Source organism: Xanthomonas sp. LF07-6 (genome assembly GCF_034105445.1).
GTDB lineage: Bacteria > Pseudomonadota > Gammaproteobacteria > Xanthomonadales > Xanthomonadaceae > Xanthomonas_A > Xanthomonas_A sontii.
Genome location: NZ_JAXGGI010000006.1, coordinates 16,081 through 41,859, shown reverse-complemented (window position 1 = coordinate 41,859; position 25,779 = coordinate 16,081). Strand labels below are relative to the sequence as shown.

General features: G+C 68.6%; 15 protein-coding genes, 1 pseudogene and 1 CRISPR repeat array. Of the genes and pseudogenes, 7 read left to right on the top strand and 9 right to left on the bottom strand.

All coding sequences use genetic code 11. From position 1 onward, the window contains the following. Positions 1 to 23: 23 nt before the first annotated feature. A complete protein-coding gene (locus tag SLW56_RS11445; RefSeq protein ID WP_267084960.1) occupies positions 24 to 824 on the top strand; it encodes a hypothetical protein in 801 nt (266 codons plus the stop codon). 62 nt (positions 825 to 886) lie between these two features. Here the strand turns inward: SLW56_RS11445 and SLW56_RS11440 are convergent, their stop codons facing one another. From SLW56_RS11440 to SLW56_RS11430, 3 genes are all read right to left on the bottom strand, one after another. Further along, positions 887 to 1,780, bottom strand: a complete 894-nt coding sequence (locus SLW56_RS11440) for an energy transducer TonB (RefSeq protein WP_267084961.1) — start codon at positions 1,778 to 1,780, stop codon at positions 887 to 889. Between the two features lie 61 nt (positions 1,781 to 1,841). Then, positions 1,842 to 3,581: a bifunctional isocitrate dehydrogenase kinase/phosphatase gene (gene aceK, locus SLW56_RS11435; RefSeq protein ID WP_148828665.1), complete on the bottom strand. Its 1,740-nt coding sequence runs from the start codon at positions 3,579 to 3,581 to the stop codon at positions 1,842 to 1,844. Between the two features lie 258 nt (positions 3,582 to 3,839). After that, positions 3,840 to 6,071 (bottom strand): NADP-dependent isocitrate dehydrogenase, encoded by a 2,232-nt coding sequence (locus SLW56_RS11430; RefSeq protein ID WP_320694861.1) that lies wholly within the window; start codon positions 6,069 to 6,071, stop codon positions 3,840 to 3,842. A gap of 302 nt (positions 6,072 to 6,373) precedes the next feature. On the opposite strand from SLW56_RS11430, the pseudogene SLW56_RS11425 reads away from it, so the two are divergent. After that, positions 6,374 to 8,017, top strand: a pseudogene (locus SLW56_RS11425) (CRISPR-associated endonuclease Cas3''); the annotation flags it as partial. Between the two features lie 54 nt (positions 8,018 to 8,071). Next, positions 8,072 to 9,927: direct repeats of the CRISPR family, unit length 31 nt; unit sequence GTCGCACCCTCACGGGTGCGTGGATTGAAAC. 98 nt (positions 9,928 to 10,025) lie between these two features. Here the strand turns inward: SLW56_RS11425 and SLW56_RS11420 are convergent. From SLW56_RS11420 to SLW56_RS11405, 4 genes are all read right to left on the bottom strand, one after another. Beyond that, entirely contained in the window at positions 10,026 to 10,508 is a 483-nt protein-coding gene (locus SLW56_RS11420) for a hypothetical protein (RefSeq protein ID WP_320694860.1), read from the bottom strand. A 226-nt stretch (positions 10,509 to 10,734) separates the two neighbouring features. Further along, positions 10,735 to 12,090, bottom strand: coding sequence for a Gfo/Idh/MocA family oxidoreductase (locus SLW56_RS11415; RefSeq protein ID WP_320694859.1), 1,356 nt, complete (start codon positions 12,088 to 12,090; stop codon positions 10,735 to 10,737). Between the two features lie 64 nt (positions 12,091 to 12,154). After that, positions 12,155 to 15,127: a TonB-dependent receptor gene (locus SLW56_RS11410; protein WP_320694858.1), complete on the bottom strand. Its 2,973-nt coding sequence runs from the start codon at positions 15,125 to 15,127 to the stop codon at positions 12,155 to 12,157. Positions 15,128 to 15,246: 119 nt separating this feature from the next. Then, the gene (locus SLW56_RS11405; RefSeq protein WP_320694857.1) at positions 15,247 to 18,609 is read right to left on the bottom strand and encodes a TIM-barrel domain-containing protein; all 3,363 of its coding nucleotides are present in this window, start codon (positions 18,607 to 18,609) and stop codon (positions 15,247 to 15,249) included. Positions 18,610 to 18,931: 322 nt separating this feature from the next. On the opposite strand from SLW56_RS11405, the gene SLW56_RS11400 reads away from it, so the two are divergent. Genes SLW56_RS11400 through SLW56_RS11380 form a run of 5 tightly spaced genes read left to right on the top strand, consistent with a single transcriptional unit; the run spans position 18,932 to position 24,298 of the window. Further along, positions 18,932 to 20,086: an SIS domain-containing protein gene (locus SLW56_RS11400; protein WP_295964144.1), complete on the top strand. Its 1,155-nt coding sequence runs from the start codon at positions 18,932 to 18,934 to the stop codon at positions 20,084 to 20,086. Next, on the top strand, positions 20,079 to 21,017 hold the full coding sequence (locus SLW56_RS11395; RefSeq protein WP_152236744.1) for an ROK family protein: 939 nt from the start codon (positions 20,079 to 20,081) through the stop codon (positions 21,015 to 21,017). The genes SLW56_RS11400 and SLW56_RS11395 overlap by 8 nt, the downstream gene beginning before the upstream one ends. Before the next feature lie 15 nt (positions 21,018 to 21,032). Then, entirely contained in the window at positions 21,033 to 22,367 is a 1,335-nt protein-coding gene (locus SLW56_RS11390; protein ID WP_152247118.1) for a D-tagatose-bisphosphate aldolase, class II, non-catalytic subunit, read from the top strand. Between the two features lie 33 nt (positions 22,368 to 22,400). Then, positions 22,401 to 23,177: a DeoR family transcriptional regulator gene (locus tag SLW56_RS11385; RefSeq protein ID WP_026143390.1), complete on the top strand. Its 777-nt coding sequence runs from the start codon at positions 22,401 to 22,403 to the stop codon at positions 23,175 to 23,177. Beyond that, on the top strand, positions 23,174 to 24,298 hold the full coding sequence (locus SLW56_RS11380) for an amidohydrolase family protein (RefSeq protein ID WP_320694856.1): 1,125 nt from the start codon (positions 23,174 to 23,176) through the stop codon (positions 24,296 to 24,298). Before SLW56_RS11385 ends, SLW56_RS11380 begins: the two co-directional genes overlap by 4 nt. Positions 24,299 to 24,688: 390 nt before the next feature. On the opposite strand, the gene SLW56_RS11375 is transcribed toward SLW56_RS11380, so the two are convergent. Then, the gene (locus SLW56_RS11375) at positions 24,689 to 25,213 is read right to left on the bottom strand and encodes a hypothetical protein (RefSeq protein ID WP_017912389.1); all 525 of its coding nucleotides are present in this window, start codon (positions 25,211 to 25,213) and stop codon (positions 24,689 to 24,691) included. A 47-nt stretch (positions 25,214 to 25,260) separates the two neighbouring features. Further along, positions 25,261 to 25,554 (bottom strand): LysM peptidoglycan-binding domain-containing protein, encoded by a 294-nt coding sequence (locus SLW56_RS11370; RefSeq protein WP_017911040.1) that lies wholly within the window; start codon positions 25,552 to 25,554, stop codon positions 25,261 to 25,263. Positions 25,555 to 25,779: the final 225 nt, after the last annotated feature.

Sequence of the window (25,779 nt, the reverse complement as noted above, 5' to 3'; positions counted from 1 at the left end):
CTTTCGACGTGGGCGCGGGTGAGATGGGCGGCATTCGCCCCGCCGCGTCCGCCGCCATGCCCGTCACCGCCAACACCGCCGTCAGCAAGGTCGCCCCGGTCACCCTCGGTTTCTGGGTGATGAAGATTTGCGCCACCACCCTCGGCGAGACCGGCGGCGATCTGTTGTCGATGACCCTGGATGTCGGCTATGCGCTGAGCAGCGTGCTGCTGCTCGGGGTCTTCCTGGTCTCGCTGTGGGCGCAACTGCACGCTCGCAACTTCCAGCCATGGCGCTACTGGTGGGTGATCCTGACCACCAGCACCGCCGGCACCACGCTGTCGGACTACATGGACCGCAGCCTGGGCCTGGGCTACGCGCAGGGCGCGCTGCTGCTGGTGAGCCTGCTGGTCGCAGTGCTGGCGACCTGGTGGCTGTGCGAACGCAGCCTGTCGGTCGAGCGGATCGGCAGCGGCCGCGCCGAGGTCTTCTACTGGCTGGCGATCCTGGTCTCCAACACGCTGGGGACCGCGCTGGGCGATTACCTGGCCGACAGTTCGGGGCTGGGCTTCGCTGGCGGCGCGCTGCTGATCGCGGCGCTGCTGGCGGCGATCGCGCTGGCCTATGCGTTCACCCGGGTCTCGCACACGGCGCTGTTCTGGGCGGCGTTCGTGCTGACCCGTCCGTTCGGCGCCACCCTCGGCGACCTGCTCAGCAAGCCGGCCGGCAAAGGCGGGCTGGACCTGGGTACGGTCGGCGCGTCGCTGCTGCTGGCCGCGTTATTGCTGGCGGTGCTGGTCGTCTCGACCCGGCGCCGCGACGACGACCGCCGCGCGGCGCGCTAACGTTGGCGGGTGGTCTATGCGGGGCAGCCCGGCCTGTAAGACCGGGCGAACACCGTCGCCGATCAACCGCCCTGCAGCGGCGTCAGCAGGCGCGGGCCGGCGCCGTCGGCCATGTACACGCCGCCGGCCGGCAACAGGTCCGGCGAGAAGCCGGTCGCGTCCTCGCCGGTAATCCAGGGCGCGCGCTGGCGCGGGCCGGGGATGTAGCTCATCCAGCGGCCGTAAGCCGACGGCGCACTCTGGCGAGGCTGGTCGAGCAGCGCGTAGTCGACCGGCACACGCACGGTCCAGTAAGGCGCCTCCACGTCCTTGCCTTCGCTCGGCGGGCGGAAGGTCCACTTGCGCGCCGCGCCCAGCGCGCTCTTGCCCAGCACGTCGCGCAGTTGCTGCATCTGTCGCTCGGACGCCACCACGCGCAGGTTGACCTGCTCTACTGCGGCGTCGGCGACGCGACCATCGCGGCCCACCTTGAGCACCAGGTACGCCGAGCCCGCGGCACCGACGCTGTAGGCGGCTTCCGGATAGGCCGGCGGCTTCATCTGGATCGAGGTCACCACGCTGCGGTCGTTGGGATCGTAGTGGCTGAAATCGGCGCCGCGGATCTCGACCTGGTAGTCGTCGCCCTGCAGGCGCTTGGCGACCACGCGCAGGGTCATCGGCGCGCGCGCCGGCACCGGCTTGCCATCGCGCATGCCCGGCTCGAACTTCCACTGCATCACGCTGTTGCGGACGAAGCCAACCACGCCCTCGGGCAGACGCTCCTGCTGGTCCAGCGCCAGCGCCGACACCGTGCCGTTGGGTTCGATGTCGATGGTGCCGGTCACCAGCATGCTGCTTTCGATCTGCTTGCGCACCGCGCCCGGGCCGACTCCGTCGGCGGCAACGGCAGTCGATGCCAGCAGCAGCGACAGCACGGCGCTCCAGCGCCACCACGAACGGAGGGATCGACGGTGCATCGCGCATTCCTTTGCCTGAGATGAGGCGCCGATTACAACGCACTGGCGGCCCGCCGGCAACTCAGGCCAGGCGCAGCGCGTCCGGGTAAGGCGGCGCGTCCGGATAGTCGTCCTCGCGCAGCCGCGCCTGCAGGTCGCGCCACCACTGCGGATCGAACAGTTCGCCGTGCGCATGCCGCACCGCTTCCAGCGAGGCCGCGGGCAGACCCATGAACATCGCGAAGCGCTCCGGGAACACGTCGCGCGGGGCGACGTGGAACCAGGGTTCGGCGGACATCGCCTCTTCCTCGTTGCGCGGCTGCGGCCAATCGCGGAAGTTGCAGTCGGTGACCAGGCACAATTCGTCGTAGTCGTAGAACACTGCCCGGCCCTGCCGCGATACGCCGAAGTTCTTCAGCAGCATGTCGCCGGGGAAGATGTTGTTGCGGGCCATGTCCTTGATCGCCTGCGCGTAGTCCAGCGCCGCCTCGCGCGCGGCCTCGGCGCCCTGCTCGCGCAGGTACAGGTTCAACGGGCGCAGGCGCCGCTGCACGTAGCACAGCTCGACGATCAGGTCGTCGCCGTCCTCGCGCAGGCTGCGCGCGCAGCCCTCCATCAACTCTTTCAGCAGCGCCGGCGCGAAACGCGTGCGCGGGAAGCGCAGCGAGCGGTACGGCTGCGCGTCGAGCAGGCGGCCGACGCGATCGAGGTTGAACACCAGCGCGTACTTCTCCTCCACTTCCTCGCGGCTCATCGTCTTCGGATAGGCGAAACGGTCGCGGATCAGCTTGAACACCAGCGGGTAGCTGGGCAGGGTGAACACCGCCATGACCATGCCCGGCGTGCCCTCGGCATGCACCAGCTGTTCGTTGGGATGCGCCTGGAAGTGGCGGAAGAAGGTGCGGAAGCGCTCGGTCTTGCCCTGCTTGGCGCGGCCGAGCATGGTGTACAGCTCGTCGATCGGCTTGTGCGGCAGCAGGCTGCGCAGGAACACCACCGCATCGCCGACGGTGGCCAGGTCGGCCTGGAAATAGCTGCGCGAGATGCCGAACAGTTGCGCCACGTCGTTGCGCTTGGTCAGTACCGCCTCGGCGCGCAGGCCTTGTTCGTCGTTGACCAGGGCGATCACGCACGGCGAGAAGCGGTGTTCGCCGAACACGCGGCCGATCAGGTAGGCGCGGCGCTCGCGATAGAACACCGTCTCCAGCAGTTCGATGCCGCGCACCGGGTTCTCGCCCCAGTGGGCGAGGTCGTCCTGCAGCCGCACCGCGATGGCCGCCGCGCAGCGGGTGCGGTGCGCGTACGGCACGTCGAAGCGGTAGTCGCCGAGCACACGCACGAACGCGTCCACCGGCCGCGCCTCGGACACCACGTAGTTGTGCCGCGCCACCGGGTGGGTGATGGCGTCGGTGGGCTCGATGTCCAGCGCCACGAACTCGATCTGCGCATCCACGCCCTGGGTGCGGAAGAAGCGCCGGGTCAGGGTGTTGTAGAAGGTCTTGTACAGTTCCTGGTCGATCAGCGCGGCGATCAGCTCGGCGTAGTGGTCGCGCGCGCGGATCCACAGCGCACGATCGTGCGCCTGGCCGAGCAGCACCGCGCGCAGGCGCAGCATGCACTCGGCGATGCACTGGTCGTACAGGGCGATGCGTTCGATCGCATCCTCGCGCGCGGCGCTCCAGTCGCGCGCCTCGAAGCGCTGGCGCGCACGCGAGGAGATCTGCGCGAAGCGCGCGTGGTAGTCCTCGAACGCCTCGAAGACGATGCGGCCGATGACCAGGGCACGGCGTTCGGACGGCAGCGGCAGCGGCGTGGAGGGCATGCCCGCAGTGTACCCAGATGGTGGCGTCGCGCGGGTGTCGGGCACCCTGCCACGCGCCGCCTCGTGCGCACATCCAGCAGCCCGCTTCGCCAGGATCGAGCCGGACGCAGGTCGGCCGTAGAAGCGGCTTCAGCCGCGACCGGCCGTACCGGGAACGCCCTGTCGCGGCTGAAGCTGCTCCTACCGGACGCTTCCTGCGCCGGAAACGCAAAGGGCCGCCCCGAGGGGCGGCCCTTGCGTCACAGCCAGTTCGGGCGATCAGGCGTTCAACGTCGCCAGGGCGTCGTTGAGGGTCTTGCTCGGCCGCATCGCCTTGCCGATCAGCTCCAGGTTCGGACGGTAATAGCCCTGGATGTCGACCGGCTGGCCCTGCACGCCGTTGAGCTCGGCGACGATGGTCGCTTCCTGCTCGGTCAGCTGCTTGGCCAGCGGGGCGAAGCGGGCCTTCAGCGCGGCGTCCTCGTCCTGTGCGGCCAGCGCCTGCGCCCAGTACATGGCGAGGTAGAAGTGGCTACCGCGGTTGTCCAGGCCGCCGACCTTGCGCGAGGGCGACTTGTCGTTGTCCAGGAACTGGCCGTTGGCCTGGTCCAGGGTGCGCGCCAGCACGCCGATGGCGGCGTTGTGGTGACGCTGGCCCAGGTGCTCCAGCGACGCCGCCAGCGCCAGGAACTCGCCCAGCGAATCCCAGCGCAGGTAGTTCTCTTCGACGAACTGCTGCACGTGCTTGGGCGCCGAACCGCCGGCACCGGTCTCGAACAGACCGCCGCCGGCCATCAGCGGCACGATCGACAGCATCTTGGCGCTGGTGCCCAGCTCCATGATCGGGAACAGGTCGGTGAGGTAGTCGCGCAGCACGTTGCCGGTGACCGAGATGGTGTCCTCGCCCTTGCGGATGCGCTGCAGCGAGAACGCGGTGGCTTCCACCGGCGGCAGGATGCGGATGTCCAGGCCGTTGAGGTCGTGGTCCTGCAGGTAGCGCTCCACCTTCTGGATCATCAGCGCATCGTGGGCGCGCTGCGGATCCAGCCAGAACACCGCCGGGGTGGCGCTCAGGCGCGCGCGCTCGACCGCCAGCTTGACCCAGTCCTGGATCGGCGCGTCCTTGGTCTGGCACATGCGCCAGATGTCGCCGGCTTCCACCGCATGCTCCAGCAGCACCGTGCCGTCGGCGTCGGTGACGCGCACGGTGCCGTCGACCGGAATCTGGAAGGTCTTGTCGTGCGAGCCGTATTCCTCGGCCTTCTGCGCCATCAGGCCGACGTTGGGCACGCTGCCCATCGTCGCCGGGTCGAACGCACCATGCAGCTTGCAGTCCTCGATCACCGCCTGGTACACGCCGGCGTAGCAGCGGTCCGGGATCACCGCCTTGGTGTCCTGCAGCTTGCCTTCGGCGTTCCACATCTTGCCGGAGTCGCGGATCATCGCCGGCATCGACGCATCGACGATCACATCGCTGGGCACGTGCAGGTTGGTGATGCCCTTGTCGGAGTTGACCATCGCCAGCGCCGGACGCTGCGCGTACAGCGCCTGCAGGTCGGCCTCGATCGCAGTACGCTGCGCTTCGGGCAGGCTGGCGATGCGCGCGTACAGGTCGCCGATGCCGTTGTTGGCATCGAAGCCCACCTGCTTGAGCGTGGCGGCATGCTTGTCCAGCACGTCGCGGTAGAACGCTTCGACGACCACGCCGAACATGATCGGGTCGGAGACCTTCATCATCGTCGCCTTCAGGTGCAGCGAGAACAGCACGCCCTGCTGCTTGGCATCGGCGATCTGCGCCTGCACGAAGGCGGCCAGCGCACGCTTGCTCATCACCGCCGCGTCGATCAGCTCGCCGGCCTGCACCGCGGTCTTTTCCTTCAGCACGGTCACCGCGCCGTCCTTGCCGACCAGCTCGATCCTGACGCTGCCGGCCTGTTCGATCAGCGCCGAACGCTCGCTGCCGTAGAAATCGCCGGCGTCCATGTGCGCCACGTGCGACTTGGACTCGGCACTCCACGCGCCCATGCGGTGCGGGTGCTTGCGCGCGTAGTTCTTCACCGAGGCCGGCGCGCGGCGATCGGAATTGCCCTCGCGCAGCACCGGATTGACCGCGCTGCCCTTGACCTTGTCGTAGCGCGCCTTGGCCTCCTTCTCCTTCTCGTCCTTCGGCTCGTCCACGTAGTCCGGCAGCGCATAGCCCTGCTGCTGCAGTTCCTTGATCGCGGCCTTGAGCTGCGGCACCGAGGCGCTGATGTTGGGCAGCTTGATGATGTTGGCTTCCGGCGTGGTCGCCAGCTGGCCCAGCTCGGCCAGGTCGTCGGCGATGCGCTGGTCCTCGCGCAGGTATTCGGGGAACTGCGAGATCAGGCGGCCGGCCAGCGAAATGTCGCGGGTCTCCACGGCGATGCCGGCAGTGCCGGCGAACGCGGCGACGATCGGCAGCAGCGACTGCGTCGCCAGGTACGGGGCTTCATCGGTGAGCGTGTACAGGATCTTGGGCGTATTCGACATGACGCGACGGATGACCTCTGGCAGGGGGAAATAGGCAGCACCGACAGTACGGCGGCGTATGTTTTCTTGTAGTTTCGCGATGCCGCCAACCGCCGGACATCGGCCGTCCATTGTCGCGTGTCTGCCGGCTGCGGGCAAAGCGCGGGGTCTTGCGGCCCACCAGTGCGATTCATTGCGCCTTCCCGAGGCAGCACCGGCTATCCGGCGATTTTGTCTCCACCGCCTCGGCGCGAGCGGCGTATGCTCGGCACGGCACCGGCCACGCCGATGCGTTTCCATAGGACATGGAACAGGGGGACAACATGGATTTCTACGCGCACTCGACCGAGCGCCGGGATCGTCACGATTGGCAAAGGCTGGCCGAGCATTTGAATGGTGTCGGCGAGCGCGCCGCAGGCTACGCCGCCGCATTCGGCGGGCAGACGATGGCGCGCGTCGCCGGGCAACTGCACGATCTTGGCAAGTACACCGAAAAATTCCAGGCGCGCCTGAATGGCGACCCGTCCAGAGTGGACCATGCGACCTGGGGCGCGCGGAAGGCCTGCGAGCTGTACGGCAATGGCGGCACGCTGCTGGCCTACGGCATCGCCGGGCATCATGCGGGGCTGGCAGATGGACAGCGCGACGATCTGACATCCCGCTCCTCGCTGCGCGAACGGCTTTCGGACGAGTACCAAGCGCACGCCTTGCCGCCGTTACTGCAAGACTGGAAGCGCGAGATCGTGCTACCCGCCAAGCTGGAATTCCCGACAGGATTCAGCGGCCACCCTCGCACAGAGCGCCGGGCGTTCCAGATGACGGTCCTCGCGCGCATGCTGTTCTCCTGCCTGGTAGATGCCGATTTCGTCGATACCGACGACTTCTACCGGCGTGTGGAAGGACGCAAGACACGCGCCGAGGAGACCGGCACGCGACCGACGCTGCTGCAGTTGAGGGAACGGCTGGACCGTCATCTGGCCGGCTTTCCCACCGAAGGCGGCATCAACCCGATCCGCACCAGGATCCTGCGCGAGGCGCGGGCCAGGGCGCACGCGCGTCCCGGCCTGTTCTCGCTCACCGTGCCGACCGGCGGCGGCAAGACCCTGGCTTCGCTGGCGTTCGCACTGGATCACGCCATCGCGCACGGCTTGCGCCGGGTGATCTACGTGATTCCGTTCACCAGCATCGTCGATCAGACCGCCGCGGTGTTTCGCAACGCACTCGACGTCCGCGACCGCGACGACGTGGTGCTGGAACATCACAGCGCGTTCTTCGACGATCCGTCCAAGGAACTGCAATCGATCGACAAGCGCAAGCTGGCGATGGAGAACTGGGATGCGCCGATCGTGGTCACCACCTCCGTGCAGTTCTTCGAGAGCCTGGTCGCCGACCGCCCCGCGCGCTGCCGCAAACTGCACAACATCGCCGGCAGCGTGGTGATCCTGGACGAAGCGCAGACGCTTCCGCAGAAACTGCTGCGTCCGTGTGTAGCGCTGCTGGACGAGTTGGCCCGCAACTACCGGGTCAGCCCGGTGCTGTGCACCGCCACCCAGCCCGCGCTGCGCCAGGACCAGGGCTTCCCCGACGGGCTGGAACACGTCGAGGAACTGGTGGCGGACCCGGAGACGCTGTATGCGCAGTTGCGCCGCGTGCGAGTGCGACATGTCGGCACGCTGGAAGACGACGCGCTGGGCGAACAGTTGCGGCAACGCGCGCAGGTCCTGTGCATCGTCAACAATCGTCGCCATGCCCGCGCTCTGTTCGACGCCATCGCCGAACAACACGGCGCACGCCACCTGACCACGCTGATGCACGCGCGGCATCGCAGTGTGGCATTGGCGCAGATACGCGATGACCTGAAAGCGGGCAGGCCGTGCCGGCTGGTCGCGACCAGCCTGATCGAAGCAGGCGTGGACGTCGACTTTCCGACCGTTCTGCGCGCGGAAGCCGGCCTGGATTCGGTGGCGCACGGGTGCGTGGATTGAAACATTTGGGCTGACTCGTCATCACGACAGTCGGGGCGTCGCACCCTCACGGGTGCGTGGATTGAAACTCGCGACTGCAAAGCCAAACGTGCGGTGGTCCGTTGTCGCACCCTCACGGGTGCGTGGATTGAAACTTCAGCGAGGGGGGAAAGCCGGAAGTCGCTATCCGGTCGCACCCTCACGGGTGCGTGGATTGAAACTCGCTAGACAGCATCGACGCGGAAGGCAACGTGCGCGTCGCACCCTCACGGGTGCGTGGATTGAAACTTGCGCGGGTCGCGCGCAGGGCGCTGCGCCAGGGCGTCGCACCCTCACGGGTGCGTGGATTGAAACGTGCTTAACAGCGCCCCTGCAGAGCTTGGATCTGGTCGCACCCTCACGGGTGCGTGGATTGAAACACAACGAGATTCTGGACGGCCTGAGCCGGTTGCTCGTCGCACCCTCACGGGTGCGTGGATTGAAACGGTCAAGGCAATGATCGGTGGCGAAATCGGCACTGTCGCACCCTCACGGGTGCGTGGATTGAAACCCTTCGTCGCTGATGCAGGCCTAGCCGTGATGCAGGTCGCACCCTCACGGGTGCGTGGATTGAAACTACCCCTGCAAGCCCGACATCTTCGCGGCTACTTGTCGCACCCTCACGGGTGCGTGGATTGAAACGGTAACAACGTCGGCGGCTTTACTGGCGCCGTAAGGTCGCACCCTCACGGGTGCGTGGATTGAAACTTCACTAGCGAACAAGTCGCCGAATGCTCGCCGAAGTCGCACCCTCACGGGTGCGTGGATTGAAACCGCTTCAGCAGCTCGCCGGCGGCCGGGAATCGCGTCGCACCCTCACGGGTGCGTGGATTGAAACAAGCCGAGACGAACAGGATGGCCCGCCGAATGGAGGTCGCACCCTCACGGGTGCGTGGATTGAAACCATCGTAGTTGTGGCGGGCCAGTTCGTCGCCTTCAGTCGCACCCTCACGGGTGCGTGGATTGAAACGCTCTGGGACTGACCGATGGCAAATCTCGCAACTGTCGCACCCTCACGGGTGCGTGGATTGAAACATGCCCTGCAAGCTGTACGCCTCCATTTCGATGGTCGCACCCTCACGGGTGCGTGGATTGAAACCGAACTGCTGGCGCGTCGCCCACCGCGGTTCGACCGTCGCACCCCCACGGGTGCGTGGATTGAAACTTTGCGAGGTAGTAAGCAACCGCTACCGGGTTGTCGTCGCACCCTCACGGGTGCGTGGATTGAAACCATGGTGCCCTGGACGAAGTGCTGAAGGCAGCACGTCGCACCCTCACGGGTGCGTGGGTTGAAACGCGTTCAAGCGCGGCCCTTTCCGGTCAGTGAACACGTCGCACCTTCACGGGTGCGTGGATTGAAAAATGTCCGCGTAGGTTCTGCCGATGATGAGATCAACGTCGCACCCTCATGGGTGTGCGGGTTGAAACACGCACTGGATCTTGCCCACTTCGTTGGGATAAGTCGCACCCTCTCGGGTGAGTGGGTTAAAACCAGGCGTTGCGACTGCTGCGCGCCTTACGCTCTTGTCGCACCCTCACGGGTGCGTGGATTGAAACTCGCCCCAGGCGACCTTGATGCGCCGCGCCGCGGTGTCGCACCTTCACGGGTGTGTGGATTGAAAAAAGTCGTTCCCATTGGGCATGCTGGTGCAGCACCTGTCGCACTCTCACGGGTGCATGGATTGAAACGACATCGACGAACTGCGCGAAGAATACAGCGCCGAGTCGCACCCTCACGGGTGTGTGGGTTGAAACACCGAATACGGCTGCCCGGCGATAGACCGTGGCCCCGTCGCACCCTAACCAGTGCGTGGGTTGAAACGAGTCCATGCTGTTCGGCATGGCGGAGTTCGCCGATCGCACCCTCACGGGTGCGCGGATTGAATCCTCTACCTGCCATCTTTGAATCCGCACTTCAAGCCGGAAGCTCGACTCTCCGCTTTGCGGCATCCCCCTGACAAGGTGCCAGACCTCAGACGTACCCGAGCCCGCGCCAGTAGTCCAGCGGACGCCTGGCGGGCACGCCCAACGACGCCGCAATCTCGAGAATGCGCGGCACGTCGCGCCGGTAGACCACAAACAGGTGCTGGTCTTCGGTGGTCATATCGTCGATGTCCACCACGTCGTAGCCGTCGCCTTCGTCCGTCCACTCGGCAAGGTGGCGATCCAGCCAGGTGAAGTACTCGGTCTGCGTCCCCACGTTCTTGGGAAAGGCAGGGAATGCGTCGCCCATCATCTGGCAGAGCTCGTGGTGGACATCGATCATCTTGTCGCCGTTGGCGGAGTAACGCTCCATCGCCGCGGTGATCGCGATTGCATACGCCTGTTCCTCGCACTCTGTCCACTCCAGCTCCGGCAGGAAGGCTTCGATGTCCCGAACGATCTCGCTTCGTTCGTCGGGTTCGGTGCTGCCGGAAGAAAGAAGCTCGACGAGTTCCAAGAGGGGTGCGTTCATTGCGCTCACTGACGGCTAAAGGATGATCGACGCCCAGCCCAGGCCGGCCATCCACCCAAGGCGAATCGGCCCGACCGCAACACTGGACACGCAGAAAAAAGCGCGCCGGAGCGCACCACGCGCGGCACTATAGCCGCTGGTGTTTGACATGCAAGTGTCCGTGGAGCGAAACACCCGGCCGCCACCCGGCACGGATGCAAGGCGTGGAGTACCGGGGCGACCGCGCTCAGTACGTGCCGTCGAACGCAAAGATCGGCGTGCGCTGGCGCCACGCGCCCGCGGTGAAATCCGGGAATGCGACGGTCTGGAAGCCGCTGGCGATCGACTGTTCGGAGAGCGGGGTGATCGCGCTCCAGGTCACGGCGTCGTAGATGTCGATCGGCATCGGTGCCCTCGCCTTCAGTGCTTCGACGAAGGAGTGGATGACGAACCAGTCCATGCCGCCGTGGCCGGCGCCGGCCGCGGTGGCGGCGTAGCGCGTCCACAGCGGATGCTCGTATTGGTCCTGGTAGGGCTTGAAGGCTTCCCATTGGTGCGGCGGGCTGCGGCCTTCGAGGTGGATCGACTGGTTGAGATCCATCCACAGGCCCTTGGTGCCCTGCACGCGGAAGCCCATCGAGTAGGGACGCGGCAGCGAGGTGTCGTGCTGCAGCAGGATGGTCTGGCCATTGGCGCAGGCCAGGGTGGTGGTGACGACGTCGCCCAGCTTGAACGCCACTTTGGTGCTGGGATGGGTGTTGCCGCCGCTCTTGGCCACGGTGTAGTCGTGCAGGCCGCGGGCCTTGCTGGCGAACGCGTTGAGGTGGGTGATGCGGTTGCCGCGGTTGATGCCGGCGTACATCGCGCACGGGCCGATGCCGTGGCTGGGGTACAGCTCGCCGTTGCGCTGCACCGAATGCGCGGTGCGCCAGCGCGCTTCGCTCCAGCCCTTGGCGCCGAACTCCACGCCGCTGTCGTAGGGCTGGTCCGGGTCGCCGGAGTTGAACTTCACCCCGCGCAGATCGTGCTGGTAGCCGGCCTGCAGATGCACCAGTTCGCCGAACAGGCCCTGCCGCACCATCTGCAGCGCGGCCATCACGTCGCGGCGGTAGCAGACGTTCTCCAGCAGCATGTACGGGGTGCCGGTGGCGAGTTGGGCGTTGAGCACGTCCCAGTGGTCCTGCAGGGTGATGCCGGCCACCACTTCGCAGCCGACCGCCACACCGGCCTGCATCGCCGCGATCGCCATCGGCGCGTGCCACTCCCAGGGCGTGGCCACGATTACGCCATCCAGGCCTTTGTGCGCCAGCACGCGCTTCCAGGCGCTGGCATCGCGGTCCTGGCCGTAGGCGGTGGGTGCGGGCTTGCCGGCCTTGGCGACCATGGCCATGGCGCGGCCGAGCATGATCGGCTCGCTGTCGCACAGGGCGACCAGTTCCACGTCGTCGCGGCGCAGCAGTTCGGTCAGCAGCACCTGGCCGCGCATGCCGGTGCCGATCATGGCCAGGCGCAGGGTGCGCTTGCGCGCCCAGGCCGGTGTCTGCGGCAGCAGGCTGCTGGCGGCGATGGCAGCGCCGGCGGCGATGAAGTCGCGTCGTTTCATGTGGTGCGGTCTCCTCTTGGATGCGCGCCGGCGTCGGCCGGCACGCATGCTGCTGCAGGTGCGCTCACTTGAAGCGGTAGCCGATGGTCACGCTGTAGCCGCGGCCGAAGATGGTGGCGTAGTCGCTGGAATCGCCCAGGAAGCTGTTCGGATCGTAGAACGGCAGGCGGTCGAACAGGTTCTTGACGGTGAAGCTCAGGTTCCAGGCGTCGTCCGGGCGCCAGGTGACGCTGAGGTTGGCGGTCCACCACGACGGCGCGCCATCGCACTTGCTCGGCTGCAGCTTGAGGTAGCCGGCGGTGCAGGTCTGCGGGTTGTTGTCCTCGGCGTCGATCCGGTCGGTGGCCCACTTGGTGCCGCCGACGTAGTTGACGAACATGCTGGTGGTGACCTGGCGGTAGGTCCAGTCGGCGTTGAGCGTGGCGCGCAGGCGCGGGTTGTTGTAGTAGCCGACCACGTCGCCGTAGTACCAGCCGCTGTCCTGGTCCATGTAGAAGCGGTTGCGGTTGGCGATGGTGGCGGCCAGGCCGATGTTCAGCCCGCCCCACTGGCCGAGCGAGAAGCGGCTGCGCGCGTCGATGTCGAAGCCGTCGACCAGGGTCTTGCCGCGGTTGCGGTACTGCCCGACCACACTGGCGACATTGCCCACGCTGTAGCCTGGGAGCGTGCCCGGGCAGGCCACGCCGCTGGCCGGATCGGCGCACATCGCCGCCAGCTGGGCGAGGTTGGCGCGGTCGCTGTCGGTGATCGGCGAGCGGGTCATCGCGGTGATGTCGCCGGCGCGGCGGTAGTCCGGGGCGACGATCTCGTTGTCGCGATAGATGAACCAGTAGTCGGCCGAGACCGACAGCCAGTTGGCCGGCTCGTAGACGAAGCCGAGCGTGGCGATCTTGGCCTTCTCCGGCTTCAGGTCCGGGTTCGGCTGGGTCATGCGCGCCACGGTGCGGCTGCAGTCGGCATTGAGCAGGCTCTTGCCCAGATCCACGTCGCCGCTGCGGCGCGACTGCAGCAGCAGGTTGGCGATGGCGTTGGTCTCGCCGCAGCGCACCTCGTCGCGATAGCCGCCCAGCTGCGCATAGACGCCGCCGCTGCCGGACTCGGCCAGGCTCGGCGCGCGGAAGCCGGTGGAATAGGTGCCGCGCAGCAGCAGTTGCTCGAAGGCCTGGTACTTGAAGCCGACCTTGGGCGCGAGGTTGGTGCTGAAGTTCGGGTACTTGTCGGCGCGCAACGCGGCGTCGAGTTCCAGCTTGTCGGTGATCGGCGCGACGGTCTCGGCGAACAACGCATAGGTGTTGCGCTTGCCATCGAACCAGGAGCCGCCCTGCTGGGTGATCAGGCCGTTGGCCGCGTCCGGGTTGCCGGGGGTGTAAAACGTCTCGCGGCTGGCGTTGAAGCCGAACGCGGCGCGCATCTCGCCGGCCGGCAACTGGAACAGCGGGCCTTCGATCTTGCCGTCGAGGGTGTGCAGGCGCGTCCACGATTCGATGTCGAAGGTGGGGAATGCTTCGCGGATCAGCGCGGCGTTGGCGGCGCTGATCTCGCCGAACCTGTACGCCGGGTGGTCGGAGATGATCACCCGGCCGGTGCCCGGGTCGATGGTGAACGGGCCGAACGCCTTCTCGAAGCCTTTCACGTTGACGTTGACGGTCTGGTAGGTGACCGAGTGGGTGCCGGCGGTGGCGAAGGCGGTTTCCCAGTTCCAGTCGCCGAAGCTGCCGCGCGCGCCACCGAGCACGCGGTAGCTCTTGTCGGTGTTGCGCTGGCCGAAGTAGTCGGGGCCGGCGTCCTGCAGCAGGTACTGCAGGCCGACCACCCCGCCCATCATCGCCTTCAACTGCGGGCTGGCATGGTTGTACTCGTTATTGGGCCCGAGGAACGGATACAGGAACTGGTTGACGGTGTTGCCGGTGTTGCGCGAGAACCAGCTGGTGGGGTTGCCGGTGGTGGTGTTGAACGCGCGCGGGGTGCCGCCGTTGGCGCGCAGGTCGATGTCGGTGTAGGTGGCCTCGGCGAACAGTTCGGTGCTGGCGCCGACCAGGAAGGTGCCGTTGAGGTAGGCGGTGTTGCGTTCGGACTTGGCGCCGGCGTCGATCTCGTTGTTCAACCAGGTTTCCCACACGCAGCGCGGGCCGGCGGCCTCGCTGGCCAGCACGTTCTGGCAGCCCGGTGCGGCTTCCTGCACGCGGCGCCCGGTGACCGGGTCGAAGGCGAAGTAGCTGCCCGGATTGAACTGGCCCGGCTTGCTGCCCACGCCCAGGCGCAGGTTGGTCAGGTAGTTGGGATTGTTGACGTAGTACTGCGCCGGGCGCTTGTCGTAGAAGTCGCGCAGCGGGATCGCATCGCGCCTGTAAACGTTGACCGCGCCATAGACATTGAAGCGGTTCTCGGTGAGGTCGCCGAAGCCGGCGGTGATGCTGGCCTGGTGCTCGCCGTAGGAGTCGATGCGGCTGGAGGTGTCGTTGCTGAAATTGATCTCCGCACCCTGGAAGTTGCGCTTGGTGATCACGTTGATGACGCCGGCCACCGCGTCAGTGCCGTACACCGCCGAGGCGCCGTCGGTCAGCACTTCCATGCGCTCGATCGCCGCGGCCGGGATCGCATCGATGTTGACGAACTGGGTCTGGAAGCCGGCCGGCGCGCCGTAGTACGACAGGCGGCGGCCGTTCAACAGCACCAGCGTGCCCTGCGCGCCGAGGCCGCGCAGATTGGCCTGCGAGGCGCCATCGGAACCGGTGAACAGCGAGCGCGCGTCCTGTTGCGCCGGCCGCGCCGCGGGCAGGTTGTCGAGCACCTGCAGCAGGGTGCGCGCGCCCATCGCCTGGATGTCCTGCTTGCTGATCACCTGCACCGGCGAGGCGGTCTCCACGTCGGTGCGGCGGATGTTGGAGCCGGTGACTTCGACCCGGGCCAGGTCGGTGGCGGCCTGACTGTCCTGTGCGGCGGCGGGTTGCAGGGCGGCGAGCAGGACACCGGCGATGGCCAGGGTCAACGGAGCGAGCGGGCGACAGCGGGGATGGCGGTGACGGGCGGGCAACATCGGGGTTCTCTCCTGGCAGGGTGCGGCGCGAACGCGGAATCGGCGGGCAAAGCGCTCCCGGGCCACGGCCAGGCGGCCGCAGTCGGGAAAGGCGGGGGAGGAGCGGTGTTACGGGGCGGTCATGGGGCGACGAAGCTGGCGGTGTCGCCCTCCTGGCCGATCAGTACGGCGTTGGCCCAATTGGCGCAGACCTGGGCAGGCTGCGGACCCTGCGCGCCGAGCGTGCGCAGGCTCAGCGTGGACAGGCCGCGGATGTCCAGTTCCGGCTTGACCACGCCCGGCGCGCTGACCAGACCGCTGTCGTAGAGCAGGCGGCCATCGCCCCAGACCTGGAACTGCAGGCCGCCGGCGCTGCGGCAGGCGTCGTCGATGCCCAGGTCGGCGCGCAGCAGGCGCCAGTCGCCGTGCAGGCGCAGGTCGAGGCGGCTGTCGGCGCCCACGCCCAGGCCGCGGCGGAACTGCAGGCCGTTCATGCGCATGCCGGCATCGCCGCGCAAGGCCTGGTCGGCACGCACGCGACCGGCCAGCGCCGCCGGCAACGCCAGTTCGGACAAGTAACGCTGCTGCGCCGGCCGTTCCGGCGCCGGGTGCTCGAGGATGTGGAAGGTGGACAGCGCGATCGGGCCGACGTCGCGCGGCTGCAGCGCGTCGAAGGCGCGCGGGCGGCGCTGCGCGGCGACGACCATCGGATCGTTGCTGTCGGCGCCGTCGCCCTCGGGGTTCTGCACGCTCAGCACGCGGAAGCGCAGCAGGCGGCCGGCATGCGCGGGGAAGTCGATGCGCTGCACGCCTTCCTGCAGGCGCAGGTGACCGCGCGCCACCGGCTCGCCCCACTCGCCGTTGCTGTCGCCCAGGTAGACCTCGTAGTCGCGCACCTGGCCGTGCTTCCAGTTCTTGTCGTTGCGCGGCGCCAACTCGATGCCGTCGATCATCTTGCGCTCGCCGAAACCGATCACCCATTCGTGCGCACCGGTACGCACGGCCTGGTTGCGCACGCTGCGGAACCAGGTGCCCGGGTCGTCGTCGAAGGCGTTCTCCAGCGGGTGCCCGGGCTCCTCGGCCGGGCGGTTGACCACCAGCAGGCTGTCGGCGGGCAGCGCGCGGCCCAGCTCCGGCGCCGGCGGATAGGCGTCGTCGGCCGCAGCGGCGGCGACCGGGAAGTCCAGCCGCAGTTGCAACGGCTGACGGATGTCCTGCACGGCGGTGCGCACGTGCACGGTGCCGCGGCGCTCCTTGGCGTCGAAGTACCAGCCTTCGCTGGCCTGGGCGAGGGCCGCGGCGTCGGCGAGCGCGGGCAGCGCGCGTTCGCCGACCTGCACCGACCGCGGCGCCTGCCGCGCGAGCACGCGCAAGGCATAGCGGCGCTGCGACAGCTGTCCGGCGTAACGGCCTTGCACCGGATCGATCCACACCTGCACCGGGCCGCTGCCCTGCGCCGGCGCCTGCATGCGCACCACCTGCGTGCTGGACTCGCCCTGCTGGTAGCGGCGGGTGTTGCCGTCGTCCTCGTACAGCGTGTACTGCGAGGTCCCCTGCGGATACAGGTCGAAGGTCACCTCGTCCAGCGGCTTCTCGCCGTCGTACAGCATCGCCGGGTACATCGGCAGGATCGCGCCGGCACGCACGAACAGCGGCAGCGTGGCCAGGTCGACCTGGCGATCGAGCTGACGGCCATCGGCGCCGGCCTGCACGCGGCGGCCGTCCCAGTAGTCGATCCAGCCGCCGGCCGGCAGATGGATGTCGCGCCGCCAGCCGTGGCTGGCCGCCTGGCTGCGGTATACCGGCGCCACCAGCAGGTCGCGGCCGAGCAGGAACTGGGTCTTGTAGGTCTCGTCCTGTGCGTGCGGATCGCGTGGGTCCTCCCACATCAATCCGCGCACCGGCGGCGCGCCGGTCTGCGCGGCGTCGTGCACCAGGCCGTACATGTACGGGGTCAGGCGCATTTTCAGCTTCAGGTAATCGCGGTTGATGCTGCGGTACGGCTCGTCGTACCACCACGGATGCTTGCGCGCGTTCGACGACCAGCCGCTCATGCCCATCAGCACCGGGGTGAAGGCCTTCCACTGCAGGTCGCGGGTGAAGGTCTCGGCGCTGCCGCCGAAGATCGCATCGACGTCGCCGGCGGCGTAGGCCATGCCCGACAGGCCGGAGCCGATCAGGGTCGGCACATGCCAGCGGATGTAGTCCCAACTGCTGCTCTGGTCGCCGGTCCAGGCCACCGCGTAGCGCTGGATGCCTGCCCAGCCCATGACCGTCCACAGGAACGGGCGCGCGTCGGAGTTGGCGAGGATGCCGTCGTAGGCCTGGTGGTTGGCGTCCATCGCGAACTGGTAGCCCTTGCCGGTCCAGGCCACGTCGAGCTTCTGCACGCGGCTGCCGGCCTTGCCAACTTCCCAGGCGATCTTGTCCACGCCGTTCTCGGTCCACAGGCCGGTGCGGAAGCCATAGCGGGCCAGGCCCTGCACGGTCTCCGGCAGCCTGGTGTAGCCGCAGCCGTAGCCGTCGTTGGGCAGGATCCAGCCGCCGGGCATGTCGTGCTCGCGGTATTGCCGCGCCACGCTGTCGACCACGTCCGGGGTGGTGCCGGTGGGGCCGTCGTGCCAGCCGCCGGGCACGGTGCCGGGCTTCTTGGCGTTGTCGCCGTCGTTGTAGCAATCGGCATCGCCGTAGGACAGCGACCAGCGCGCCAGCATGCTCGGGCGGCCGGTCAGCCGGGTATAGCGCTCGATCAGGGCCGGCAGGTCGGCGCCGACGAAGTAGTAGGCGTCGAAGCGGTCTTCGCGGTGCAGCAGCGTGGCCTGGTCGGGCTGGCGCAGGTCGTAGCTGCCGTCGCTCCAGGTATTGCGCAGCATGCCCCAGCCGCGGCTGCTGAGCAGCATCGGCGCCGGGCTCGGGCGATCGCCCTCCTCCCAGCCGCCGGAATACGACACCTCCAGTTCGCGGCCCTTGAACTGATAGCGCCCGTTCTGCTGGCCGCCGCCGTAATAGGCTTCGTCGGCCTGCGAGGACAGCACCTGCACGCTCTGCGCGGCATCCAGGTCCAGCGGCTGCAGTTCCTGCCACAGCGCGACCGCGCGGCCCTGTTCCAGGCGCTCCAGGCGCAGCCGCAGCGGTTGCCGCTGCACGTGCAGCACCAGCGCGTCGGTACGCACGCGCAGCTCCTGCGCATCGTCTTCCAGTTGCGCCTGCACCGCGGCCTTGGGTTGCGGCAGCACGATCGGCGTGGCCTTGTCGCCGGCGCCGGTGAGCGTGCCGTGGCGCCCGGCCTGCACGCGCACGATGTCGGCCGCCGGCAGTTCGATGCGCAGGCGCACGCCGCGGTCGGTCTGCAGGTCCCAGCCCTGCAGGCCGTCGCGGCTGGTGCCGGCGGCGACCGTGCGCAGGTTGCCGACCGGCTCGGCGACGACGGTGGCCGCCACCAGCAGCAGGGCCGGCAGCGCGATCGCCGGCAACAGCGGCGAACGACGAACGCGGTTCTCCACACGACCCCCAAACCCGTTTCCCCGGGCGTTTCGAAAGCGTTGCACCGACTCTAGGCCAGGGATTTGAAAGATGTCAATAAATTGAAAGCAAAAAACAAGATTTATTTTGGCAAAACGAAAGATATTGTCCCGCATGACTTTGCTTTCATCTCGGCAGAATCGGCTGATTCTGCTTGCGATAGCGGCATCCACTTGCGCCTTTCGTTTTAGGGCGGGCGATCCGCAGGCACGCTTGGCACAAAAAATACTTTCTTTTTTCTTTCGATGTTTGACATTTCGAAAGAAAAGCCGGATGGTGCGCTGGCCCAACAGGAACCACCGCATGGACCTCCTTCCGCTTTCCGATGCATCCGCCTGGCAGCGCCTGGGTGGGGCCGATACCGCCCGCGAGATCGCCCAGCAGCCGGCGCTGTGGCGGACCCTGGCGCAGGATCTGGCGCAGGCCGGCGACCGCCTGCAGGCCTTCCTCGGCGACCGCCTCGCCGATCCGAACCAGCGCGTGCTGTTCACCGGCGCCGGCAGTTCCGGCTTCATCGCCGAGATGGTGGCCGACGCGATCAATGCGCAGTGGCCGGCCGAGGTGCGCGCGGTGCACACCACCAGCCTGCTGACCCATCCGGCGCTGTACCTGCAGCGCGCGCGGCCAACCCTGCTGGTGTCGTTCGGGCGCAGCGGCTCCAGCCCGGAAAGCGTGGCCGCGGTGGAGCGCGTGCGCAGCGACGTGGACGAGGCGCGCTTCCTCGACATCACCTGCAATGCCGACGGCGAACTGGCCCGCCGCGGCGCCGGCCGCGCCGACACCTGCACGCTGCTGATGCCGCCGGCCAGTTGCGATCGCGCCTTCGCCATGACCAGCAGCCTGACCTGCATGCTGCTGGCGGCGCTGAGCGTGTTCGAGCGTGCGCCGTGGGAAACGCGCAGCGCGCGCCTGCAGCGGCTGGCCGAACTGGCCGACCGCGGCCTGGCGCAATGGGATGGCGCGGTGGCGGCGCTGGCGCAGCGCCCGTTCGCGCGGGTGATCTATCTCGGCAGCGGCCCGCTGGAAGCGCTGGCGCGCGAGGCCGCACTGAAGGTGCTGGAACTCACCGCCGGCCGCGTGCTGGCGCTGGCCAACACGCCGCTGGGCTTCCGCCACGGCCCCAAGTCCACGCTCGACCGCAGCACCCTGGTGGTGATGCTGCGCAGCGTGCAGCCGCTGGCGCGCCGCTACGAGCAGGACCTGCTCGACGAACTGCGTCGCGATGGCGTGGCCGGCCAGGTGCTGGCGATCGGCCCGCATGCGGACATCGGGGCCGGCGACGACCACACGCTCGCCGTCGCCGGCCTGGACGATCCGTGGCTGGCGCCGCTGTGGCTGGGCTTCGCGCAACTGTTCGCGCTGCAGCGCTCGGCCGCGCTCGGCCTGACCCCGGACAATCCGTTCCCCGACGGCACCGTCAACCGCGTGGTCCAGGGCGTCACCATCCACCATGGCTGAGACCGGCGCGCCCACCTGCTACGGCCTCGACGTCGGCGGCACCAAGATCGAGCTGGTGGCCTGCGACGCCGCGCTGCAGGTGCTGTGGCGGCGCCGCGTGGCCACGCCGCAGGGCGATTACGCCGGCTTCCTGCAGGCGGTGGTGGCGCTGGTGGCCGCGGCCGATGCCGCGCTCGGCCACCACGACAGCCCGCTCGGCATCGCCCTGCCCGGTGTACGCGACCGCCGCAACGGCCGCCAGTTGAGCGCGAACGTGCCGGCGCTGACCGGCCAGTGCGTGGCGCATGACCTGCAGGCGCGGCTGCCGCGTCCGCTGCGCATCGGCAACGACCTGCAATGTTTCGCACTGTCCGAGGCGCACGGCGGTGCCGCCGACGGCTACCCCAGCATGTTCGGCGCCATCCTCGGCACCGGCGCCGGCGGCGGCTTCTGCGTGCAAGGCCGCCTGCTCGCGGGCTGCAACGGTATCGCCGGCGAATGGGGCCACTGGAGCGTGCCCGGGCACCTGCTGCAGCGCCATCGCCTGCCGCTGCTGGACTGCGGCTGCGGCCTGCAGGGCTGCGTGGAGCGCTACGTGTCCGGCAGCGGCGTGGCGGCGATCGCGCGCCATCTCGGCAGCGACGCCGCCGACGCCAGCGCGGTGATCGCCCTGGCCGAGGCCGGCGATGCGCGCGCGCATCAGGCGCTGGACATCCACCGCGACCTGCTCGGCCACAGCCTGGCCGCCGTGGTGCTGGCACTGGACCCGCACGTGATCGTGCTCGGCGGCGGGCTGTCGCAATACCCGCCGCTGTACCGGCAACTGCCCGACGCCATCGCCGCGCACCTGTTCGCCGGCGTGCAGGTGCCGCCGATCGTGCCGCCGCGCTTCGGCGATGCCGGCGGCGCCCGCGGTGCCGCGCTGCTGGCCTGCCATCCCGCTTATTCCTGATCCGCCGGAGTGTCCATGTCGCCCTTGCAGACCCTGCTCGCCTCCCACCGCGCCGGCGCCAACGTCGGCCTGTACAGCGTCTGCTGCAGCAACGAACAGGTGCTGCGCGCGGCGATGCAGGTCGCGCTGGCCCACGACACGCTGCTGCTGGTGGAGGCCACCTCCAACCAGGTCGACCAGTTCGGCGGCTACACCGGCATGACCCCGGCGCAATACCGCGACTACGTCGGCGCACTGGCCGACACGGAAGGCTTCCCGCGCGCGCGGCTGATCCTGGGCGGCGATCACCTGGGCCCGAACGCCTGGCAGAAGGGGCCGGCCGCCGAGGCCATGGCGCATGCGCGCGTGCTGATCGAACAGTACGTCGCCGCGGGCTTCCACAAGATCCACCTGGACTGCAGCATGGCCTGCGCCGACGACCCGGTGCCGCTGCCCGATGCCATCGTCGCCGCGCGGTCGGCCGAACTGGCCGAGATCGCCGAGCGCACCGCCGCCGCACATGGGCTGCCGCCGCCGGTGTACGTGATCGGCACCGAGGTGCCGATTCCCGGTGGCGAAGCCTCGCTGGCCGGCGGCCTGCAGGTGACCACGCCGGCCGCGGCCGCGCAGACCCTGGCCATCCACCGGCGGGCCTTCGACACGCCGTCGCTGCGCGCCGCGTGGCAGCGGGTGATCGCGCTGGTGGTGCAGCCGGGCGTGGATTTCGACCACAGTAGCGTGCACGACTACGACCCGGCCGCCGCCGCCGCGCTGGCCGATTTCCTCGAGCAGCAACCGCGCATCGTGTTCGAGGCGCACTCCACCGACTACCAGCGCGAGGACGCGCTGCACGCGCTGGTGCGCGACCACTTCGCCATCCTCAAGGTCGGCCCGGCCGCCACCTTCGCCTACCGCGAAGCGCTGTGCGCGCTGGCCGCGATCGAAGCCGAACTGCTCCCCGCGGCGCAGTGCTCGCAACTGCCGCAGGTGCTGGACGCGGCGATGCTTGCGCAACCCGGATATTGGCAGTCCTACTATCCGGGCGACGCCGCCGCGCAACGCCTGCTGCGCCGCCATTCCTTCAGCGACCGCTGCCGCTACTACTGGGGCGCGCCGGCGGTGCGCGCGGCGGTGGACACCTTGTTCGCCAACCTGGAAGCGCATGCGCCGCCGCTGGTGCTGCTCAGCCAGTTCCTGCCCGAGCAGTACCGCGCGGTGCGCGCCGGCCAGCTCGCCAATACCCCGGCGGCCCTAGTCCAGCACCGCATCGGCCTGTGCCTGGGCGAATACGCCCGCGCCTGCAGCGCCAACCGCGCCGGCGCGCGCCAGCCACGCGCCGAAGCGGCTGCCGGCGTCGCGGCGAACGGCTAATCTTCCCGGTCGCCCGCGAATCCGAGAATGGCCATGCGCAACACCCGCTCCCGCCGCCAGCAGATCCTGCAGTCGCTGCTCGAACACGGCACGGTGCAGGTTGCCGACCTGGTGGAACGCTTCGACGTGTCGGCGGTGACCATTCGCGCCGATCTCAACCATTTCGAGGCGCAGGGCCTGGCCACCCGCACCCACGGCGGCGCCACGCTGGTGCGCACGCCGCCGCAGGAGCAGGACATCCATGAAAAGGACGCGCTGAACCTGCCGCTGAAGGAATCGATCGGCGCCTGCGCCGCGCGCATGGTGCAGCCCGGCGCCAACATCATCATCGACTCCGGTTCGACCACGATGACCCTGGCCCGGCACCTTCGCGCGCACCGCGACGTCACGGTGATGACCAACGGCCTCAACATCGCCTGGGAACTGGCCAACGCGCCGGGCATCAACGTGCTGCTCACCGGCGGCCAGTTGCGCCAACAGTCGCTGTCGCTGCAGGGCAGCCAGGCCGAGGCCAGCCTCAACGCCTACGGTTTCGACACGCTGTTCCTGGGCGTGGACGGCCTGGACCTGCAGTTCGGCCTGACCACCCACGACGAGGCCGAAGCGCGGCTCAACCACCGCATGGTCGAGCGCGCGCGGCGCATCGTGGTGCTGACCGACGCCTCCAAGTTCGGCCGGGTCAGCCTGCACCGCATCGCCCGCCTGGACCAGATCCACGCCATCATCACCGACGCCGGCATCGACGAGGCCACCCGCGAGGGGCTGCAGCGGCTGGGCATCGAGGTGATCGTCGCCGAGCCCGCGCCATGACCGACACGCGTTCCCTGCATGGCCGCCTGCTCACCCCGCTGGGCTGGCGCCGCGGCCACGTCCACTTCGACACCCACGTGCGCCGGCTGCAGGTGGACGACCACAGTGGCGGCGACGATCCGCAGCTGCCGCTGATCCTGCCGGGCTTCGTCGACCTGCATGTGCATGGCGCCGCCGGCGTGGACCTGATGCAGGGCGGCGACGCGGCGCGGCGCATCGCCCGCACCCACCTGCGCTTCGGTACCACCACCCTGCTGGCGACCACCATGACCGCCGGCGTCGAGGAGATCGCGCACGCACTGCGCGGCGTCGCCGCGGCCATGGCCGCGCCCGATGCCGACGCCGCCTGCATCGCCGGCGTGCACCTGGAAGGCCCCTTCATCAGCCCGCAGCGGCTGGGCGCGCAGCCCGACCGCACGATCGAGGCCAGCCTCGCCCAGGTCCAGCAATGGCACGCGCTGGCGCCAATCCGGGTGCTGACCCTGGCGCCGGAAATCGGTGCGCACACCGCGCTGATTCCGGCGCTGACCGCGCTGGGCATCCGCGTGCAGCTCGGCCACAGCGCCGGCAGCTACGAGGACGGCGTGGCGGCGCTGCAGGCCGGCGCGGCCGGCTTCACCCACCTGTTCAACGGCATGACCGGCGTGGACCACTACCGCCCCGGCATCGCCGCCGCGGCGCTGGCGCATGCGCAGTACGCCGAACTCATTCCCGACCTGCAGCATGTGCATCCCGGCGTGATTCGCCTCGCCGCGCGCGCGATCCCGCGCCTGTACGCGGTGACCGACGCCACCGCCGCCACCGGCATGCCCGACGGCGAATACGCACTGGGCGAGCAGCGCGTGCACAAGTGCGGCGGCTGCGTGCGCCTGGCCAGCGGCTCGCTGGCCGGCAGCGCACTGACCATGGATCAGGCGTTGCGCAACCTGGTGCAGGCGGGCCTGGAACTGGCCGATGCCGCACAGCGCGTGTCCACCTTCCCGGCCGACTACCTGGGCCTGGGCGACCGCGGCCGCATCGCCCCCGACGCCTGCGCCGACCTGGCGGTGCTGGACAGCGACCTGCGCCTGCGCCAGGTGGTGGTGGGTGGGCGCATGCTGGATCTGCACGCGCATCACTGATCGCCGTGCGCGGCTGCGCGGTGCTGGCCAGCGGTGGTGCGCGCAGACGCCGCCGAGTGGACGGCAAGGCATCGTCCAGGACGTGCGTCGGGATGGAAGAGCGCCGCTGATCCCCCGGATGCAACTTGCGCCTCCGTGGCAGGAGCGGCGTCAGCCGCGACGGGTGCACCCGCTAAGGCCGGTCGCGGCCGAAGCCGCTCCTATGACGGGTTTCCGGGCTATGGGAGTGTCCTGAAGTCCCCACACACCTTCTTCCTCCAGCGCATCGGCAGTGCTGTCGGCGCATCGGGCCACGCATAAAAAAGGCGCAGCCTCGCGGCTGCGCCAGCGTGTCGCACGTGCCGGGAGAGAGGCGGCGCGTGCGACCCGTGACCGGGCCTCAGCCCTGGATCACTTCACCTCGAACGTCTGCGGCGTGCCCGCCGCCTGACCGTTCACGGTGACCTCGGCCTTGTACTGGCCGGCCGGCCAGCCCTTGGGATTGGTGAACTCGAAGTTGGTGGTGTCGGCACCGCTGGTATTGAGCGTCTCGGTGCGCTCGCCGGCGGTCTGGCCGTCCTGGAACACCAGCTTGGCGCCGACGTTGGCGTTGGTCGCCGAGCCCTCGGTCTTCACCGAAACGATGATCTTGTCCTTGCTGGCGAGCGTGGTCATCGGCGCGACGGACTTGTCCGCCGCGGCCGTGTTGCCGACAGCGACGGCGGCCACGTTCACCGCATTGGCGCCTGCGGCGGCCGGCGCCGGCTGCTCCGCCGGGGCTGCGGCCGGACCCGGCATCTGCTCAGTCGGCGCGGACGAGGTGGGATCGGGCGACACGGTCTGTTGCTGCTCCTGCTTCTTGCAGCCGGCCAGCGCCAACGCGCCGACCAGGGCGATCATCAGGGGCGAAAATGCGGAGATCGAGCGGGTCTTCATCGGTGGGGACTCCTGTCGGAATAACGAAAGGTGGTGGTGGCGACGCCTCAGGCGCCGGCGGGCAGCTTGAGGGTCTGGCCGGGATAGATCTTGTCGGGGTCGGCCAGCACGTCGCGGTTGGCCTCGAAGATGCGCGTCCAGGCGTTGCCATCGCCGTAATGCAGCTTGGCGATCTTGGATAACGAATCGCCAGGCTTGACCACGTACACCTGCTGCACCTGCTCGGCGGTGCTGTCGACCTTGCTCTGCACGGCGGAAAAATCCGCTTTCTGTACGACGTCGGCGGTGGTGTCCACCTTGGCGGTGACCGCCGAGAAATCGGCGCGCTTGTCGCTGTTCATCGCGTGGCTTCCTGCGTGATGGGACGCTGCCACGGTGTCACAGGATTTGTTAAAAAAGGATCGCGCGACCGTGAACCGCGCGGCTGCGGTTCAGGCGCGCCGCGCGTATGCCAACGCGGCGAAATGTGTCGCTCGCATGCTCGGGACCGTGCATGCCGGCAGAACCGCGAACACACGCCACCATCGCCATGTGGGCGCATCGTCCAGGCGACGACTGCGCGAACC